Source organism: Bacteroides sp. f07, assembly GCF_042854785.1.
Classification (GTDB): domain Bacteria; phylum Bacteroidota; class Bacteroidia; order Bacteroidales; family Bacteroidaceae; genus Bacteroides.
Genome location: NZ_BAABXI010000003.1, coordinates 162,098 through 180,818 on the forward strand (window position 1 = coordinate 162,098; position 18,721 = coordinate 180,818).

Genomic DNA, 18,721 nt, shown 5'->3' on the forward strand with positions numbered 1-18,721 from the left:
ATCGTAAGACATAGCGGCACTTCTTTTTTAAAACCTCACCTTCTTTTAAGGTTGCTGATAAGATCCTGAATACAAATATTCAATGGAAGGCAACGGCACATACATAGTACTGTAAGGCGGATTCATTGCAGGAATCGGCTCCCCATCAGTATTCGGATTATCATAAACAGCTCCCGGATTTCTCTTTTGCCCATCAATTGTCTTCTGCATAGCTACTAAATAAAGCAAGCGGTCTCCATTCTCAAAACCAAACTCTTTGATTCTTTCTTTTTCTATATCTGCTTCAGTTACATTCTTCAAAGGAGTCAATCCGGCACGTTGACGAATCTTATTCACATCGCCTAAAGCTTGAGATGCATTCTTAGAAAGGACTAAGGTCGCACGCGTCAGATATGCTTCCGCCAAACGAATCAACGGTACTTGGGAATACTTCCCATACGGAGCCCGATAATACTTATCATTCCAAAAAGCATTCCATTTTGTCTTGTTATATGCCATTTCATGTATGGTTTTATCTCCTCCATCCGTATAGTTTTTCAGGAAATAATGCAGTTGAGTAAATCTCTTATCAGCCAAGGCTTCTGCACTCGGAACATAATTCGTCAAATCCGTAGGATCATCTGTTACCGCCCAGCCAATATACTTAATTAAACGAGGATTCCAGTAAGCACAAGCCCAACCACCATGTTGCCAATTCTGACTGCCACGCGCTCCATCCAACCATAATTTATTACTAGCATCAAATGTCTTTGACTTGAAATTATAAATACCAGTTTTACACATACGAGCTAACGGAATAGCTACGTTATTTCCCTGATTGCTTTCTGTGAACGCACACTCAAACATTACTTCCTTGGATACCGGGTCTACTGTATATTGTTGTTCGGCATTCCGGTTAAAGGCAACAATCGGTTCTTCAGTCAAATCAAAAGGTGCTACTCCGGCTTCCGCTTTAGTAATCACATAATCAGCTTCTTCCAATGCTCCGTCTTTATCTCCCATTAACCATTTTACACGCATCAACATCATAGCAGCTGAAAATTTATTGGCACGACCACGCACAAAATAATCTTCAGGCATCAGACTTTTAGCTTTAGCAAAATCAGACAACATTTGATCATACACTTCTTTCACAGTCCCCATATAAGGATTGCGTGCAGACTCTTGTGAATAATCAAGCCTATTGATTAACGGAATGAACTTACGATTATTCCCCTCTCCGCCTGCCGGGTCGTAAGGAGCAACAAAAGCCCGGCTAATCAGCCAATAGGTATACCCTCTCATAAAATATAGTTCTCCGGTCTGACGTGCCAACGTCTTCTTATCATTTTCAGTCATATTGGCAAAAACCGGCTCTCCTTTTTTCTCCTTCTCCTCAATATAAGTCAACGGAGAAGTAGCTCCTGTTACAGAACGATATAATATTGAAAAGGTCTTCTCAAATTGTTGTCCTGTTACATCAAAGGTAGACATCTGACGAGGATACCAGTAAAGTGCTTCCTGTTCATAAGCCCCTTGCGGATTAACCGTAGACAAATCTGCTACCAATTCCTGATAATAAGGGATAATACCGATAGGTGCCTGCCAGTTAGGATTCTGAAAAAGAGTATTATAAGGATCAGCAACAGAATATTCTAAATCATCAACCGATAACCAAGGATTAGATTCCGGACGATCCAGTTCAAAAAATTTATCCATATTACAGGAAGCAAGAAGTGCAATACCGGATAAGGCTATCATTATATTTTTTATCGCTTTCATACTATCAAATATTTAATTAAAATTTAAAGTTAATACCTGCGGAGAATATACGGGTCTGCGGCATTTCACTACCGGAGAATACAGCTCCCTGCGCATTGGCACCTGTTTGATTCTTTACTCTTACTTCAGGATCATAGCCATTAAATGAAGTAATGGTGAAAAGGTTGACAGCTGAGACATACACTCTTAAAGCATCAATATTTATTTTCGAGCAGATTCTTTGTGGAAGTGTATATCCTAAAGTCAAATTACGCAAACGTAAATAAGCACTTTTCTCCAGATACTTGGTGTGACCGGCATCATGTTTTATATAAGTTACATTTTGCTTGTCATTTCCATTGTCATCATAATTATATTTATCTTGCCAACGAAGTTGCGGATACTCTGCAATATCTCCCGGTTTCTTCCATGAGTTCTCATAAATATCAGCAGTCACATTATTACGTCCATCTCCTACAAATGATTTTGTATATCTGTGATAATTAAAGGTATAACTACCTAATGAGAGATAGAACATAAATGATAAATCGAATGCCTTATATTTAAAGTTATTTGTCCAGCCCATATAAACTTTCGGAAGAGCCGTTTTACCTTCTTGAATTATACGATGTTTATTTACGTTTGATTGAGTAGCGGGAATCAATCTTCCGGTTTTCACTGTCTCACCAGTCTTATTGTAACGGTCAAGATCTATTTCATAAATCATGCCGATACCTTTCTCCGGATCAACTCCTGCCCATTCAGCCATAAAATAAGTACCTAAAGCCAGATCTTTCTTCGTGATCGCTCCCGGACGTGTATTGATGATACCGGTTCCTTTTGCATCAACACTTGCATCAAGTGCTGTCACTTTATTCATATTTGTCGTCAAGTTATAGTTCATGTTCCATTCAAAGTCTTTCTTGACCAAAGTAACATTAATATCAAATTCAAATCCCTGGTTATACATCGAACCAACATTGGCCCACATAGAATTATTGTCAGCATTACCGCCGCTATTGGTGATACCGGCGGATGCGGGTAATTGCACACGCATCAACATGTCACTTGTCGTACGACGGTAATAGGCAATAGAACCATTCACTTTATTATCGAACAGCGCATAATCAAGTCCCAAGTCAATACTTTTGTTTTTCTCCCATTTAGCAGCTTTATTAGCAATATTCCATAAGAACATATTCTGCATATTATTGTAATATTGCTTGCTCTTTATACTATACGAATTCTTCGTCACTTCCGAGGGAATGTTCTGATTACCTGTCTCTCCATAACTACCACGTAACTTCAACAATGAAATAAAACCGGCATTACGCATAAAAGCCTCATCAGAAATAATCCAACCACCTGAAACTGAATAGAAGTCTCCAAAACGGTTTTCTTTCACAAACTTAGATGATCCTTCGCGTACAAAAGATGCTCCAAGTAAATAACGTTGTTTGAACTTATAGTCGATACGGTTAAAGAAACTGAATGTGTAACTCTCACCACCTATATAAGCACTGTTATTCCCCAGCATTGTGCCAATGATCTTGGGTTCCTGAAACTCACCACTCAAGTTCTTACCGGCAACAACAGCATTATCCGTATAACTCCTATTTGCTTCAATACCCGTTACAATATCCAAACCATGTTCTGTCCATTCACGGTTATATTTGGCAAAAGCATGATATTGTTGGGACTTAGTCGTTTTCTTGCTTTTATTACCTTGGTTACCATCTACATTGCCAGTATTCGTAATCAAGCCGGACAACCAATAATCACTTTGCGCCAATCCATACCCATAACTTGCATCTGCACGAACTGAGAGCCCTTTTATCCACTTCAGGTTAACATCCATATATAATGTTGTGCGGAAACTAAAATTCTCACCTGTACTCAACTGATAATCGTTGTCAAGAGTAGCTGTCGGATGCCCATCCGCCATTTGTGGATTCCAATACCCTGTAGGGTCTTCCAAATCATACACTTTGCGCCACGGAAACTTATCAGAAACTATCGCCCATTTATTCGTCGATTTTTTACGGTCGAACTTCAGAAAAGACTGAGTTCCCAAAGTCACAATTCCTTTCTTAAATTCACTATTCAAACGTGCGCTGGCCGCATTCATGCTTAGCCCTTTCAAACTGGACTCGTCAGAACGGTAATTAACAGACGCGTAAGTCGTTGAGTTCTCCCCCCCTTGATTCAAGGCCACGTTTATATCATGGAAATGTCCCATACGAGTCACCAAATCAACCCAATCCATATCCGTATTCATAGCTTCCTCACGAGTTATCGGAGAAGTCCAATTGGAATAATACGGTTCGATAATATCTTTCTGCGGGTCAAGCGGATTTAATCCCACATTAGCACGAGCCTCATCCATTATATCAAAGTATGTCTTCGTACTGGCCAGTCCTAAATCTGAATTAGTGATAGGAGTAATACCGCCTTCATAATGAACGTCGAATTTAAGTCCTCCTTTTTTTCCCTTCTTCGTTGTAACAATGATCACACCATTCGCACCGCGGGAACCATAAATTGCGGTTGCAGCAGCATCTTTCAATACTTCTATTGATTCAATATCATTGGAGTTCACCATCGTAGAACCTCCACCTACAATACCGTCAACCACCCAAAGCGGATCACTCCCCGATGCAATAGAACCGATACCGCGAATCTTTATCTGTGGAGTACTACCCGGCATACCGTCATTCACAACTTGTACACCGGAAGCCAGCCCCTGCAAAGAATTCTCAAAACGACCACCTTGCATCAGCGAAATTTCATCACTTTTAATTTTAGAAACAGACCCTATCATGTCACGGCGTTTCTTAGTTCCATAGGCAATCACCACCACATCATCAATCACCACAGAGTTTTCTGTCAATGTGACATCGATAACCCGACGTTTTCCCGGAACAATTTCCTGATTATCAAACCCCATATAACTAAATCGAAGAGGAGAAGAGTCTTTCTGAACAACAATACTATACCGACCATTCATATCAGTAACAGTACCATTCGTTGTACCTTGTTCTAAGACCGAAACGCCTACAAGAGGCTCTCCTTTGGGATCAACGACCTTACCAGTAATTGTTGCATTCTGTCCCCAAACAGACAATGTCGGTAAAATAAGTCCAATCATCAGCACCAACAGGAACCGAGATCGTAATCCAATGCGTGTAAATGAATTCATAATAATTAAAAATTTAATAAAGGTTACTTAGTGTTGTTTAACTACGGATGCAAAATTAGGCATTAGACAGCACGGCAATTAATACTCATGCTTCAAAATATATGAGAATAGCATCTTCATAACAACACTGGTTACATTTATATAACACATGTTACATGATACGCAAATTCGAATGATTTATGTCAGTCTCAACCGTCATGTTTTTCATATTTTCTGCAATGATATAAAATACTTCGAATAACTCATGAAACAAATCTCATATATTTTGAAATGCCATTATTAAAAAGATTAGCTAAATCACGGTACTTTTGCACTTGTTCTATTTTCAACAATCAATATAATACAATGAAACATTTACTGATCTTATTATTAGCCTGTACGTTTTCCTTTCCCAGCCGGGGGCAAAGTATTATCCAGCTTTCCCCACTCCAAGGAGAGAGGGGCATACAAGCAGCCATCGAAAAAGCATCTATGAACGGAAACTCCATTTTACTTCATGACGGAGACTATATCCTTCATAAAAGCATAGATATAAAAAACTGTAAGAAAGGGATAATAATAAAAGGTAAAAATCCGGGAAAGGTACAGTTGCGATGTGATAAACCCTTGAAAGGAAAACTGAGACCTGTCAAAGATACTCAAACCAAAAATAGAGTTCACCCGAATGCTCAAGGTAATATTATGGAGATAGACTTATCGGAAATAGGTATCAATGTTCCGTTTTTTCCCGATTTAATGAAAGAGCGGAAGAACTTTCCACAACTCATTTACAACAATGAGCTACTCCCTCTTTCGCGTTACCCCAACAAAGGTTATCTATATATGAAAAGGGTATTGGACAATTTCGGAACAAACGAACAGGGAGGTACTTTTGAATATAGTGATCCGGAACACGGCAAATGGGTGAATGCCGTCAAAAACGGTCTATGGTTTACAGGATACTGGCGTATCCCCTGGCAGGCCTGGACTGTACGTATAAAGGAAATAGACCCGAACAAACAAACTGTCACTCACAGCGTAGGGATAGAAACAAAGACAGGAAAAGATGTAGGCATATTTGGCGGCATCGGTTCCAAATATCATCGTCCGTACGGTTCGGGAAAAGAAGAATATTATGTAGAGAACCTTCTCGAAGAAATAGATCAGCCGGGAGAATGGTGCATTGATTTTACAACTCAAAAATTATATCTTTTCCCTCCCGAACATTTCGATGAAAACTTATTGAGTATTGTATCAGACACTACCCCATTGATTAACATTATAAATTCAAATCATATAAAAATAGAAAATATCTCCTTCAAAAATCATTTAGGCGATGGCGTTATCATAAAAAATGCCACAGAATGTCTGATTGCCGGATGTAACTTCAAAAATATATTAGGAGACGCATTAATCATTCAGGGAGGAAAACAAAATAGAATACAAAGCAACAACTTTGAATATATCGGTCGCACCTGTATTGAGGTATCAGGAGGTGACCGAAAAAATCTGATTGCTTGCAAACACTTAATAGAGAACAATTATTTTACCCGTTTTGGTGAAATACAGCGCAGTTATGCTCCTGCTGTAAAACTGGGAGTCTTTACTACAGGAATCGGCATAAAAGAAGGCAATGCAGTGGGAATTAGCGTCCGGCACAATATGGTACACAACGCTCCCCATGCAGCCTTTATCTATGGAGGAAACAACAATATCCTAGAATATAATGAAGTGTTCGACATAGCTCAGGTCACAGGTGATGTCGGAGCCTTTTATAGTCGTTGGGACTGGACTTCACGAGGCAACGTCTTACGCCACAATTTTATTCATCATTCACCACGAGCTAATGCATTGTATGCAGATGATGGACATGCGGGGGACTCAATTTATAAAAACATAGTCCATCAAGTCGTTTCCGGTACCATTATAGGTGGAGGCCACTGCAATCACGTTCACGATAATCTATATTTTGATTGTAGTGCAGCAGGCATAAGTATTGATGCCCGTGGAAAAAAACGAAATTATAATGCACAAAATCCTGAATTCACCCATTTGTTCGGTGTTTTCCGTATTAACAAAGGCAACTGGGACAACATCTACCCAGGCATAAGCACATTTTTACAGACCGACCATCTGGAATTACCCATTAATAACAGCATAGCAGATAACACATTTATCAACTGCCGTTGCGGATTACGAAAAGAAGGGAAAGATGAAGATTTTCAATATTCATACTTCGGCAGTAATACAGACTTGGTTATTCCCAACTTAAATTTCCGAGAAATATCTATTCTAAAAAGTCTGAAAAATATTCCGGGAGTTAGCTCTATAACAGAATACCAATTAGAGAAATGCGGACTATATATAGATAAATATCGCACTTCCTTACCGGATAGAGTACAATTAATCAATTCTATAAAACAACAACAAAAGGGTTTTGATTCTATCGAAGATCAACAAGTTACTAATAACAATCAATAATATTATCATGAGAAAACACCTATTTCCAGTCCTTTTGCTAACGAACACACTGTGGAGTTGCCTGTTTGCTCAAACTCCTATTGTTATGGATATGGTTCATCATAATCCGGGTGAACCTTTTACAAACACATGGTTCAATGAACCTGGGAATTTAGTGCAATATGGTTTTAACGCGCAAGTAGTTAATGAATTTCAATCTGTACATACAGCCATAACATATAGCAGTTTAGACCCGAGAATATGTCCTGCCGGTTCTAAAGAGTGTCTATGGATCGATTCTGTTGCCACCCGCATAGAAAACAAGATTGAAGCTATCCATAAAGCCGGATTGGAAGCATATTACTTTACTGATATCATCGTACTTCCCAAACGCCTGGTGGAAATTTATAAAAATGAAATTTGTGACGCGACAGGACGAATTGACTTCACTCGCCCCAAAACACAAGAGATACACCGAATCATGCTTCAAGAAATATTTAAACGTTTCCCGAAACTTGACGGTCTGGTTATTCGCGTAGGAGAAACTTACTTGCAAAATACTCCTTACCACACTGGCAATGGTCCCATACCCAGAAACGAAAAATCATGGGAACATAATTCTACATATAAAACCGATGGAGGAGAAAAAATACACAGTAACCTAATAAATCTGCTGAGAGAAGAAGTGTGCATACGCCAAAATAAAAAAATCTTCTACCGTACATGGGATTTCGGCTACTTCCATATCAATCCCCAATATTACCTTTCCGTAACAAACAACGTTGAACCTCACCCCAATCTATATCTATGCATAAAACACGTACAGGGGGATTATCACCGAACGTATAAATTCAACCCTACATTAGGAATAGGTAAGCACAAACAAATTGTAGAAATTGAATGTCAACGCGAATATGAAGGCAAAGGAGCATACCCGAACTATATTGCAGACGGTGTACTTAATGGATTTGAAGAATTAAAATCAGACTCCCAGCCTTACTGTTTGAACCAGTTAAAATCAAATCCCAATTTTGCTGGTATTTGGACATGGTCAAGAGGAGGAGGCTGGAGAGGTCCCTATATCAAAAATGAATTATGGTGCGACATAAACGTTGCAATATTGGCCAATTGGGCAAACCAGATGTCGTTACCGGAAAAGGAATTATTTAAGAAATATGCCATGGTCAACGGATTCAAAGGAAAAGACATCGAACGTTTTCATCGTCTTTCTCTTTTGTCTGCTGACGCGATTGTCAGAGGAAGAGCTTCTTTAATTCTCCCCATCAATGTATGGTGGACGAGAGATCAATTCATCGGAGGAGAGAAAGAATTGAGACAGAATCTCAAAACTATTATAGAACAAGGACTAACTCATAAAATCATACTAGAAAAAGCCCAAAGTGTTGCTATCTGGAAAGAGATTGTAGCATTAGCCGACAAAATACAAACAGGCAATCCGGAACTAAAGCGTTACTTACAAACTTCCGCCAAATACGGATTACTTTTATATTCAATCTATGAACAGGGTTGGATTATCATGCTCAAAGGCTACGAAGGAGATATAAACGGCCAATATGACACAAAAAGTATTCGTAAAGCCATCGATAATTATGACCGGTTATGGAAAGAATACAAACTATTCGGAGAGACTCATCCAGATTGTGCCACACTTTATGAGCCTTATAGTTTTGACTTTAACAAACCTCCATTGTATCACGATTTAAAACAAGGACTAAATCCTACTGTAGATAAATACAGAATTATAGATAAACCATAAAAAAACAAGAAAATATGAAGAAGACATTTCTAACCGTGCTGTTATTCTATATTTTCACAGGAATAGTAGCAGCACAAAACCTGTCAAAAACAACAGAATACAATATCTTATTGACAGGAGCCTCATTCGCTTCTCCGCAAAACGGTTGGTTCGAAATAGGTTGTCGCAAACTGAATGCCGAAGCCATTAACCGATCCATAGGCGGAGAAGCCATAGCCAATACAGCTAACCGAATGGTCAATGGCACCCTCTACTCCAAAGAAGAGCTGGAAGAAATTGATGCATTAGTCATTATGCAAGTACATAATAAAGATGTTTATGAAGAACTTCAACTGAAAGATAAATACACGGATTATGAAGTACCATTTGATCGCAGCAATTACGCGGCAGCCTATGATTATGTCATCAAACGTTACCTCACGGAATGCTATGAATTACGTAATGATACTACATCCAAATACTATAATACTCCTTATGGTAAACCTGCAATTATTGTATTATGTACACACTGGCATGATTGTCGCACCGTTTATAATGAAAGTATCAGAAAGCTCGCCGCTAAATGGGGAGTTCCTTTAATTGAATTTGATAAATATATCGGATTCTCAAAAAATGTATTACATCCTGTCACTGGAAAACCTTTCAGCCAATTATATTCCACGGATATTCAGGTTACAGAAGGCATAGCTTATGGACATCATCCCATACGGGGCGAACAATCATATATGCAGCAACGAATGGCAGCTATTTTTGTAGATTTGATGACCAAAATTTTACCTATAAAGTACTAAGTATGAAAAGAACTATTATATATACCCTCTTTCTCCTATCTTTCGTTTGTCAACAGACGAATGCGACACATATTGTTCAAAATCAATATAATTCCTCATTAAACCAATCGGAACGTATGTCTTGGTGGACACATGACAGGTTTGGTCTGTTTATCCACTGGGGACTTTACGCTATGCCTGCTCGCCACGAATGGGTAAAAAGCAGAGAAAAAATGTCCGATGAACATTACAACCGCTACAAAAACTTATTTAATCCCGATTTGTATAATCCGGAAGAATGGGCGTATATGGCAAAAGTAGCCGGAGTTAAATATATGGTTTTCACGACTAAGCATCATGATGGTTTTTGTATGTGGGACAGTAAATATACGGACTATAAAATAACCAATACACCTTATAAAAAGGATATCCTAAAGCCGTTAGTTAATGCTTTTCGTAACGAAGGCATACGTATAGGATTTTATTATTCGTTATTGGATTGGCATCATCCCGATTTCACCATTGACCGTAACCACCCCAAAATGCCACAAAACCCCGAACTCTTGAAAGAATTAAACAAGAACCGTAATATGGCAAAATACAGGGAATATATGAAAAACCAATTAACCGAATTGCTCACTGAATTTGGACAAATTGATGAACTTTTCATGGATTATACGTATGCTGAAGGAGAAAATGGAAAGAATAGTAAAGACTGGGATGCAGAAGGTATTGTTAAATTAGCACGAAAATTGCAACCACAGATTATTATAAACAACCGCCTTGGACTAACAGAGAATAACCAAGGCTGGGATTACATCACTCCAGAACAATTCATGCCACAACAGTGGCCCACAGTAAACAGCCAACGAGTTCCTTGGGAAACCTGTCAAACATTCTCCGGTTCATGGGGTTACCATCGTGATGAATACAGTTGGAAAAGTGTACATCAACTAATTGTTATGTTAGCCGAAACTGTCAGTAAAGGTGGAAATCTATTACTAAACGTTGGTCCAACAGCAAGAGGTGTTTTTGACGAACGTGCTATAGAACGTTTAAACGGCCTGGCACATTGGATGCGTTTTCATAGTAGCGCCATTTATGGATGTACCGCCGCACCAACTGAATATGCTTGTCCCAACAATTGTATTCTCACATATAACCCCAATACTAACCGACTGTATATACACGTGTTAGAATGGCCATTCAAATCCTTATATCTAAAACAATATAAAGGAAAAATCAAATATGCTCAATTATTGAATGACAATTCAGAACTAAAATTTCGGACTGAAACCAAAAAAGGAAGCCATATGACCGAAAACACAGGAGCTGACGATGTTATCATCACTTTACCTGTAGAACGCCCAAATGTCGAGTTACCGGTTATAGAACTTATATTGGAGTAATCAATAGCACTGGAAAATTAATTATTACTGCATCAAGCAAACATATGCATACTTTTTTATTTTTAATGATGCATCTATTTATAGACGAATTCGGCATGCGCCATTTATCAAATACATGATTATTGATTATGGCAACAAGCTAGTCAAGATATACAAGGACGCAAAGTATAAAGAGTATGATGGCGGTTTATCCATTCAGCATTATGCAATAACCTGATAAATGAAATCACACGAAAGACAGCTATATTGGACAACCATCTATCGAAAAATCAGTCTATCTTTGTGATATTGATAATTAAAAGTAAATATAGATGCCATGAAAGAGACTTTGCAGATTCCCACTCCCGAAATGCTGGAAAACCTGATAGGTAAAGAACTTTATAATGTATGGACTTCGCTTTGCCAACTCATTGAACAGAAGTACAATATGGAACAATTGCAGAATCATGGCGGAAAAGCCTGGAAGTACGAATATAAATATCGCAGAGGTGGGAAAACGCTTTGCGCCCTATATGCCAGAGAGCAGACTTTCGGTTTCATGGTCATTTTAGGCAAAGACGAACGTGCCAGGTTTGAATCACAACGAGAAGTTTTCTCCAACGAGACACTGAAGGTATATGATGAGACGACTACTTTTCATGATGGGAAGTGGCTTATGTTCGAACTAAAAGATACCAGTTTATTCAGTGATATGGAACAGCTTCTGTCTATCAAACGAAAACCAAACCGATAAATGATTGAATCAGAAATAAACAAGAAGTATTGTCAAAGTTGCGGGATGCCTTTACGATTTGATGTAGAGAAATACCTGGGTACCAACTCCGATGGTTCGCAAAGTGATGAATACTGCTATTATTGCCTGAAAGACGGAAAGTATATTGTCGATATTCCGATGTCGGAAATGATTAATATTTGGATAAAATACACTGACAAGTACAATGAGTATGCAGACACCATGTACTCACCGGAAGAATTGAGAACTATACTTAACGGACGATTACCCAAACTGAAGCGATGGAAACAGAAATTGGAAACCAGCAACATTCATCATCAAAAGATTCAGAATATTATTGTTCATATCAATAATCATTTATTCGATTCTTTGGATACGGACAGGCTTAGTGACATGAGCGGACTTTCCAAATATCACTTCAGAAGGGTATTTCAGGCTGTTACCGGAGAGAATATAGGAATCTATATACAGCGGTTGCGCCTTGAACATATAGCACATCTGTTGGTATCTACCGATTTTACACTCAATCAGATATTGGAGCAGACAAGTTATCAGACCAAGTTTAGTCTAGCAAAAGCCTTCAAGAAGCATTTCGGAATACCGGCATCTCAATATAGAGAAAAATATAAGCCGATGTATGACGAACAGCACACGTCTCTCACTCCTGAAATTTGGTCAATTCAGCCAATGGAGATATTCTATATTGAAGTCGGTGAGAAGTATAAGGACGAGCTGCGATATAAACTTATATGGAACAGGCTTATAAATTATGCCAAGCGGTATAATGAAGGTAAGTCCGATTACAAATTCGTAAGCGTCAGTATGGACGACCCGTCCATCACACCTGAGGAAAAATGCCGCTTCTATCTCGGAGTAACGATAGATAATAAGAAAGTAGATAACTCTCAACCGGGAGTGATGGAAATTCCCGGTGGTCGCTATGCGATATTCAGGCATACAGGAGATTATTCTTTATTACACAGATTCTACCGGAGAATTTATGAAGAATGGTTTCCGAAAAGTAAGTATCGTCCTCAAAGTACCTTTAGTTTTGAGATGTATATGAATCATCCTGCTTCCACTCCTGAAACGGAACTGGTTACCGATATTTATATTCCGGTAGTAAAGAAATAATAGATTACCAACACTTTAAGAAACAATGTATTATGGGAAAGATTTCAGAAATTATGCTGTTGAAACAACCACAGCAACCTGCCTTGGCTGTTGAAGTACAAACTGATATGAGCGGAATGTCGAAAGCTATCGGAGAGAACTTTGTAAATATAGACTCTTTATTCAAAAAACAAGGAGAAGTTACAACAGATATCCCTTACGTTGAATATCCTGACTTTGAAAGTTTGACTGAACAGAATATCAGAATGATTATCGGTCTTAAATCACCCAAAGAATTACAAGGTAAAGAGGATATACAATCTATAATAATACCGGAAAGAAAAATAGTTTCCTGTCTGCATAGAGGAACTTACGCTGAACTGGCTACCCTGTACAATGAAATGATGGAATGGATAAAGTCCAATGGATACAAGGCTTCGGGGACATCTATAGAGTATTATTATACCGGTCCTGATGTACCCGAAGAGGAACAAGTGACAAGAGTAGAAATGCCACTATTGTAAATGTTCCCTTAATCCTTCCTTCAACAATGAAGTGGAGACTATTTCTTCATAATCTCCGCTTTCATTTCCTTCAACATTTTCTCTATTGCATATCTATTCAGATACTTTCCCAAAGAAGTTTATTCTCCCGGCAGTAGAACGTCAATTTACCACCATCTTTCAGCCAGGAAAGATAGGAACGGACTGTACTTCCCACTAATACATATTGCTCGATAGTCATCGTCAGATTATATTTCTCAAAAACCTTTTGAAGAATACTATCACCGTCCAACGGCTTTTTACAAATTTCCAGCAATCCGTCAGCTATCTCGTACACTTTAGCCCGGTTGAGGGCAACAAGTCCCCTAATATCTGAAGTAACTTCCGCATGCGCCGGAACAAACACATCCGCTTGCATATTCTCCACCTTATCCAATGTTTCGAGATATCGGGCAACATCATAAATAAACGAAACCTGATACTTCTCCAATGTAGCTTGGCTACTAATGCAATCAGCTAGAAAAACCGTATTGTCGGGAGTACGTACCCCTATCATATCAAAAAAATGTCCCGGAAGAGGCATAACTTCCAGTTCTTCAGGAAATTCATAATCCGTTAGTTCCACCGCCCTACTTTCTTTAGCAAGCAAGAACTTACTTCTTAACTCTTTACATGGATAACCGCCATATAGGAAAGAAGGCTCCAAAACAGGATAATTAGTAAATGTAGTTTCAATGCCGTTCGTAAAAATCGGACAACCCGTCTGTTGTTGCAGATAGTGATTGCCGCCAATATGGTCAGCATTAGAGTGCGTGTTAATGATAGCTTTGATTTCCCAGTTATTTTGAGTTGCAAGCTTCAAAACTTTCTTACCTGCTTCTTTATCATTGCCGCTATCTATCAAGTATACATCTTTATCATTTTGCTTATATACTCCTATTTTCGCAGGACAATTTATATAATAGCTCTGCTTTCCGATTTGCTCCAGTTCGTACATAAATAAACAGGTATAAATGTTTAACCTACATTTTTTATTTCACTCCATAATACTACTTTACAACTTGAATGAGTAAAGTACCTTTATTAGTATCCATCCATTCCGACATCAAACGATAATATGCCGGATATTCTGCCGGAGTTATTAATTGCTTTTTCAGTTTCAAGGTACGGACAATCTCTATTTCATCTGTCGTTTTATTCACTGTAACTCCTATACTACCGACAGAATTCTCAATCTTTTTATCAGTCGGTAACACTACCGGCTTCATCCCGTCAGCTACTTTCACAATACAAGTATAAGTTTCATCAGGCAAATACCGCAATAACAGATTAACCGGACGAGTTGTATTCATTGCTGTTGAACGTCCTTCATAACCAGCCCAGCCACTCCGCACCTGCGGCAGTTCGAATCTCCGGTAACCTGCCTCCAAAGCTTTTCCGGTTTTTGCGGTCACTCTCAATGTATCGTATTGCGAAATTGCATGAGAAACAGTTTCCAAGGTAACCGGCTGTGCATCCATATTGACAACAGAAACAAAATCCTGTATATCAGCAATTGCATTATCAGTAACAAACAGTTTGCTGACAGCAGCAAGCCCTGCCGCATCTTTATCTTCTGTCTTAGGAAAAACCGCCTTTATTTCAGCCTGAATACCGCTTGCCTGTTGCAAAGCAACCAGCAAAGCAACTTTCTCCGCTTCCGTCCCATAAGCCGAACGAACCACTTCGGCAGCCGGACGCAAACGGTATCCGGTTTGCGACAATGACAGACGGCAACTTCCTAGTCCTTGCACGTAAGTAGTAAGCAATTTTGTTTTTTGTTCCGGAGTCTGTGCATTAGCAGTCAGTTTCTTTGCCAGTTTGGAGACTTCTTTATCATTATTCTCGAATTGTTGTTTTACCACTTTCAAAGCATCCACTTTTGAAATATAAGTAGAAGCCACAATAGCCTGTACATTACCTGCCGGCAAAGAAACTTGAATCATATTAGGACGCGGCTGTACATTCTTCAATGTCCAGGTCACTGTTTTTATACCACCTATAGTTTTCACTACCGGAACAGCCTTTCCATTCAATAATTCATAATGCAAAGGCTTGCTTTCGGGCACTGACAATGAAAACACATATTCTTTGATTGGAGAAAGTTCTTCCACCTGCTCACACACGTCCAGTTCGGGCAAATAGCCCGGACGGGTAATAACAGAGTAATCCAGATAAATAGTAGCTCCCAACTCCAATCCGGTATGGACTACGACCATTTCTTTCAAACCATTATATGCCGGAGCATCGGCTGCCGCAGAAGGAAGTACTTCCACAAACGCATTTTCGGGTGTCTTTACAATATTGCCGTCTTTCTGACGGGTGTAGGATTCGTGAATCTTCAATTCCTGAAACTCCGGATTATAAACAATAAAACTTTCGCCATACAGGCGATTCATTGCTGCATGGGTAAATAGTGTCAGTTCCTTTTGTACACGCATCTCCTGGCTACCATCAGTATGCAAGGTGTAAGTTTTGTGCAATTTCCCGAATTCGGCTTCGGATGCCGCTTTCACCGGAGCTACTATAAGCAGCAGTACTACCAGTGTAGTTATATAATAATGTATATTTTTCATTCTGCTCTACTTTTTAATCACTAAATATTCACCATATGCCTTGTGGGCATTCACTGCATTACGGAAACTATCCCAGTCGGAAGCCTCATAGACACGTTTCTTCAAAGCTAGTTTGTTGTGAAGCAACACTTTGTTTCCTTGCTGCGCCAATGAACCTTCAAAATCAGCTCCTGTGCCTTGCATGGTTTCATTCTTGTTGGCATTCGCCAGTTTGTATCCTGCCGGAAGCTGAATCGTTTCATCCAGTTCGACCAGACGCGAGCATCCATCTTTAAAACCATACTTACGCTCTTTCAGTGAAGTATCGATACGCAAGTAAGAACGCACCTGATTATAAAGGTTATTCATCACCAACGGACGGAAGAACATCTCCTTCTCTCCTTTTAATGCATAGTCAGGTATTTCATAACGGAAGGTGATTTTAATAGGTGCTGCCTGATAGTCTTTGGGATTCTTGCCATAGTCTACACTCAACAATTTGGCTTTTGGAGATATAGCCAGAAGCTGGCTTTCCATTGTATTTCTCCATTCGCTCTGAAATCCGGTAGTAAAGATGCGGCGGATATTGCTGTCACTCTGCCCCTCAGCGGTAAGAGTGAAAGTGCCGCGCAGGGTACCGTCTGCATCCAGGCGGTTATCGGCTTTGATACGCACATAATGATTTTCGGGAGCTGAAACCGGAGTGATGCACAAATCAGACCCTTCGGGCACACCCGGCAGATAGTTCTGCTGCTGTTCGGCACTGCTCCATAGTTCGCGACAGAAAGGAACCCAGGTAGGGTCGAGTGGCATATACGTTCCGTTACTTAGTTTCACTACTGCCACACAGTGATTAAAATGGTCGGCAGGAATACTCTCCACACGGCTGCCCGCCATTGTCATAGCCGGATAGGCTTCGAAACCTGCCATACGCAAGAAGGAAATCAGTGTGCCTGCTATGTCTTTACAAACCCCGCAACGGTCGGTATAATTCATTTTAGTATTGTGAAGTGTAAACCCCTCTCCTTTTCCCATGGATATGCCGGAATAACGGATATTATCTGCTACCCAATGGGTCAGTACGGCAATCTTTTCCATTTCGGTTTTCTTGCCTTTTATCAGTTCGTCCACTTTTTTCTGTGCTTCGGGCAGTGGGGCAAAACTATCATAATCTTCATTCACTTTATTGAACCACAAGGACTTGTCTTTCCATTGGGGAGTAGAAGACATCATCAGTTTGGGAGCCGCATCGAAAAGGTCTACCATATTCGGTTCTCTGACGAAAGGCATCACGTTATCCATTGTAAAAGTGTACACCTTGCTATTGTCTTCATAACGCATGGATGAAGCACATTCGCCCTGATAGAACTGGAATTGCAATTCTTTTTCCATGGGGACAGCCACTTTATAAACTTTACGCACAGTGGGGACACTACTCCAAAAAGGAACAATATCATAGAATTGTCCGCGCATAGGCGGGATAAAACGTGAATCGTCTTCATCACCGGCTTCAAGCAACGCATAAGTAAAGCCCTTCTTGGCTATCTCATAATCCACGATATCACCGGGGTGTAAAGCACCGATTTCGAGCATAATCTGTCTTGCTCCCCAATAAATAGCCCGGGCAGGAGCGGCATAATCACAGGTTTTCTTTACATCAAGTTCATCAACCTGCCCATTGGCACGGTAAACGGTTACACGTTTGAATTCGGCATAAGCGGTCAGAGGGTCATAATCGTATTTAATTACCCGGTTAGCTACTGCCCCTTTCGGAGTTTGCACTTTAATCACTTTGCACACAGCAAACGAGCCTTGTCCGGTAGGTTGGACAGATACCAGCGTGCTATCCAGTAATGTCACGCAATCGGATGTTTCATAAGTCTTTCCCTTCGCAGTATTTTCATAAGGTTTCCAGCTTTGAGCGAATGCCGTAGCCGAAGTAAGAAGGAAACAAGCTAATGTAACTGATAGTTGTTTTCTCATGTTTTTTACTTACATTTTATTTATAAGAACAAATGTAAGTAAAATCTTTGAGTATGCGAAGTTTATCTCCTATATTACTTGTTTTGTCATGAGTAATCAGGGCGTTCGTCGAATAATTCTATACCAGAGATTATTTAGACTTACCTTTGCGGTCAGAACAAAAATAAAATAGTAACTATGGAAGAGCAAATACTAATTTTCCGCACTTCAGTAAAAAATGTGCGGGATATAAAACATATCTCAGCGCTTTTCACCCTGTGTCCGCAAATCTACAAATGGAATGTAGACCTTGAGAACTGGGAGAAAATACTAAGAATAGAATGTCAGGGAATTACCCCGACTGAAATATCAAAAGCATTACGCGCAATCAACATTTATGCACAGGAGTTGGAGTGAAGCAAAAAGCAATTCTACGATTGAAGAAATCACTATACTTGACATATCTATAAAAGGATAGCTAC

General features: G+C 39.5%; 13 protein-coding genes. 8 read left to right on the forward strand and 5 right to left on the reverse strand.

Translation table 11 applies throughout. From position 1 onward, the window contains the following. Positions 1-45 precede the first annotated feature (45 nt). Together ACGHVY_RS20540 and ACGHVY_RS20545 are read right to left on the reverse strand one after the other, a co-directional pair. Positions 46-1,761: a RagB/SusD family nutrient uptake outer membrane protein gene (locus tag ACGHVY_RS20540; protein WP_390601215.1), complete on the reverse strand. Its 1,716-nt coding sequence runs from the start codon at positions 1,759-1,761 to the stop codon at positions 46-48. Between the two features lie 16 nt (positions 1,762-1,777). After that, positions 1,778-4,939 carry a SusC/RagA family TonB-linked outer membrane protein gene (locus tag ACGHVY_RS20545; protein WP_390601217.1) on the reverse strand — a complete coding sequence of 1,054 codons (3,162 nt, stop codon included), beginning with the start codon at positions 4,937-4,939 and terminating at the stop codon, positions 1,778-1,780. Positions 4,940-5,284: 345 nt separating this feature from the next. On the opposite strand from ACGHVY_RS20545, the gene ACGHVY_RS20550 reads away from it, so the two are divergent. The 7 genes from ACGHVY_RS20550 to ACGHVY_RS20580 all read left to right on the forward strand — a co-directional run bounded on the left by ACGHVY_RS20550 (position 5,285) and on the right by ACGHVY_RS20580 (position 13,704). Further along, positions 5,285-7,399, forward strand: coding sequence for a right-handed parallel beta-helix repeat-containing protein (locus ACGHVY_RS20550; RefSeq protein ID WP_390601219.1), 2,115 nt, complete (start codon positions 5,285-5,287; stop codon positions 7,397-7,399). An 85-nt stretch (positions 7,400-7,484) separates the two neighbouring features. Continuing rightward, entirely contained in the window at positions 7,485-9,155 is a 1,671-nt protein-coding gene (locus tag ACGHVY_RS20555; protein ID WP_308743980.1) for a hypothetical protein, read from the forward strand. A gap of 14 nt (positions 9,156-9,169) precedes the next feature. Then, positions 9,170-9,946, forward strand: a complete 777-nt coding sequence (locus ACGHVY_RS20560) for a DUF5040 domain-containing protein (protein ID WP_308743979.1) — start codon at positions 9,170-9,172, stop codon at positions 9,944-9,946. A 2-nt stretch (positions 9,947-9,948) separates the two neighbouring features. Next, positions 9,949-11,334: an alpha-L-fucosidase gene (locus tag ACGHVY_RS20565; protein ID WP_390601222.1), complete on the forward strand. Its 1,386-nt coding sequence runs from the start codon at positions 9,949-9,951 to the stop codon at positions 11,332-11,334. Between the two features lie 316 nt (positions 11,335-11,650). Then, positions 11,651-12,067 (forward strand): DUF3788 domain-containing protein, encoded by a 417-nt coding sequence (locus ACGHVY_RS20570; protein WP_308743977.1) that lies wholly within the window; start codon positions 11,651-11,653, stop codon positions 12,065-12,067. Next, on the forward strand, positions 12,068-13,201 hold the full coding sequence (locus tag ACGHVY_RS20575) for a GyrI-like domain-containing protein (protein WP_308743976.1): 1,134 nt from the start codon (positions 12,068-12,070) through the stop codon (positions 13,199-13,201). 32 nt (positions 13,202-13,233) lie between these two features. Continuing rightward, positions 13,234-13,704, forward strand: coding sequence for a GyrI-like domain-containing protein (locus ACGHVY_RS20580; RefSeq protein WP_279122534.1), 471 nt, complete (start codon positions 13,234-13,236; stop codon positions 13,702-13,704). 97 nt (positions 13,705-13,801) lie between these two features. Here the strand turns inward: ACGHVY_RS20580 and ACGHVY_RS20585 are convergent, their stop codons facing one another. The 3 genes from ACGHVY_RS20585 to ACGHVY_RS20595 are packed head-to-tail and all read right to left on the reverse strand — an operon-like array spanning position 13,802 to position 18,260. After that, on the reverse strand, positions 13,802-14,680 hold the full coding sequence (locus ACGHVY_RS20585) for an MBL fold metallo-hydrolase (protein ID WP_390601226.1): 879 nt from the start codon (positions 14,678-14,680) through the stop codon (positions 13,802-13,804). Positions 14,681-14,732: 52 nt separating this feature from the next. Further along, positions 14,733-16,298 carry a DUF3857 domain-containing protein gene (locus ACGHVY_RS20590; RefSeq protein ID WP_390601228.1) on the reverse strand — a complete coding sequence of 522 codons (1,566 nt, stop codon included), beginning with the start codon at positions 16,296-16,298 and terminating at the stop codon, positions 14,733-14,735. Between the two features lie 6 nt (positions 16,299-16,304). Continuing rightward, positions 16,305-18,260, reverse strand: a complete 1,956-nt coding sequence (locus ACGHVY_RS20595; protein WP_390601229.1) for a DUF3857 domain-containing protein — start codon at positions 18,258-18,260, stop codon at positions 16,305-16,307. Positions 18,261-18,437: 177 nt separating this feature from the next. Here ACGHVY_RS20595 and ACGHVY_RS20600 point away from each other — a divergent pair, with 177 nt between their 5' ends. Further along, a complete protein-coding gene (locus ACGHVY_RS20600) occupies positions 18,438-18,656 on the forward strand; it encodes a hypothetical protein (protein ID WP_390601231.1) in 219 nt (72 codons plus the stop codon). Positions 18,657-18,721: the final 65 nt, after the last annotated feature.

Excerpts from the sequence above, each read along its gene's own strand:
- ACGHVY_RS20540 (WP_390601215.1), bottom strand. The coding sequence starts at position 1,761 with ATGAAAGCGATAAAAAATATAATGATAGCCTTATCCGGTATTGCACTT.
- ACGHVY_RS20545 (WP_390601217.1), bottom strand. The coding sequence starts at position 4,939 with ATGAATTCATTTACACGCATTGGATTACGATCTCGGTTCCTGTTGGTG.
- ACGHVY_RS20550 (WP_390601219.1), top strand. The coding sequence starts at position 5,285 with ATGAAACATTTACTGATCTTATTATTAGCCTGTACGTTTTCCTTTCCC.
- ACGHVY_RS20555 (WP_308743980.1), top strand. The coding sequence starts at position 7,485 with ATGGATATGGTTCATCATAATCCGGGTGAACCTTTTACAAACACATGG.
- ACGHVY_RS20560 (WP_308743979.1), top strand. The coding sequence starts at position 9,170 with ATGAAGAAGACATTTCTAACCGTGCTGTTATTCTATATTTTCACAGGA.
- ACGHVY_RS20565 (WP_390601222.1), top strand. The coding sequence starts at position 9,949 with ATGAAAAGAACTATTATATATACCCTCTTTCTCCTATCTTTCGTTTGT.
- ACGHVY_RS20570 (WP_308743977.1), top strand. The coding sequence starts at position 11,651 with ATGAAAGAGACTTTGCAGATTCCCACTCCCGAAATGCTGGAAAACCTG.
- ACGHVY_RS20575 (WP_308743976.1), top strand. The coding sequence starts at position 12,068 with ATGATTGAATCAGAAATAAACAAGAAGTATTGTCAAAGTTGCGGGATG.
- ACGHVY_RS20580 (WP_279122534.1), top strand. The coding sequence starts at position 13,234 with ATGGGAAAGATTTCAGAAATTATGCTGTTGAAACAACCACAGCAACCT.
- ACGHVY_RS20585 (WP_390601226.1), bottom strand. The coding sequence starts at position 14,680 with ATGTACGAACTGGAGCAAATCGGAAAGCAGAGCTATTATATAAATTGT.
- ACGHVY_RS20590 (WP_390601228.1), bottom strand. The coding sequence starts at position 16,298 with ATGAAAAATATACATTATTATATAACTACACTGGTAGTACTGCTGCTT.
- ACGHVY_RS20595 (WP_390601229.1), bottom strand. The coding sequence starts at position 18,260 with ATGAGAAAACAACTATCAGTTACATTAGCTTGTTTCCTTCTTACTTCG.
- ACGHVY_RS20600 (WP_390601231.1), top strand. The coding sequence starts at position 18,438 with ATGGAAGAGCAAATACTAATTTTCCGCACTTCAGTAAAAAATGTGCGG.